Here is a 794-nt window from a genome sequence, read left to right on the forward strand (position 1 = left end):
GGGGCTGGTGGAGTCCGGGGATGCGGATGTGCTGGCCGGGGTGCTGGGCGTTGATGCGTCGACGGCGCGGGTGGTGGCGTCGGGGCTGTCGGAATGGCGTGGCCGGGAACAGGTGCGTTCTCGTGCGGGTGGCTGGTGCTACCGCGAGTGGTGGAAACCCCTCACCCACAAAACACCCGCCAATTCCGGTGCCGTACCTGCAATTTCCGGTGGAAATTCGCTGACCGAACTCGCCGCTTCCGGCGACGACGGCGCACTGCTCCAGGAGCCCGCAGCGAACGGAGCTGCACCCTCTTCGAACGGGGCTGACCCCTCCGTGAACGACGCCGGCTCGGCGTCGGAGGCCGGTGTGTGGTTGGTGGTGGTGCCTGCTGGTGGTGGTGTGCCGGTGGAGTGGGCGTCGTCCGTCGTGGGGCTTCTGGGTGCGGGGGCTGCATGCCTGGAGGTCGAACCCGGCTGGGATCGGGCTGAGTTGGCGGCGCGCCTTGGTGAGGTTCTGCCCGCGGACGTGGAGTGCGCGGGTGTGCTGTCTTTCCTGCCTGTGGTGGACGGGGCTGCGGGTGAGGCGGGTTCTGGTGCAGGTGTGCCTGGGGGCTTGTGGGGTTTTGTCTTGTTGGTTCAGGCGTTGGCTGATGTGGGTGTGTCGGGGTCTGTGTGGGGTGTGACGGCGGGTGCTGTGGTGGCGGTGCCGGGGGATGTGGTGTCGGCGCCGGTGCAGTCTGCGGTGTGGGGTTTGGGTCGTGTGGCGGCGTTGGAGTTGCCGCGTCGTTGGGGTGGGTTGGTGGATCTGCCCG

Annotated in this window: 1 pseudogene; it reads left to right on the top strand. The window is 68.5% G+C overall.

The features are described 5' to 3' along the window. Positions 1–794: pseudogene (locus tag QQM67_RS30490) on the top strand (hypothetical protein); the annotation flags it as partial.

This window comes from Streptomyces winkii (genome assembly GCF_032248595.1).
GTDB classification, from domain to species: Bacteria; Actinomycetota; Actinomycetes; order Streptomycetales; family Streptomycetaceae; genus Streptomyces; species Streptomyces winkii.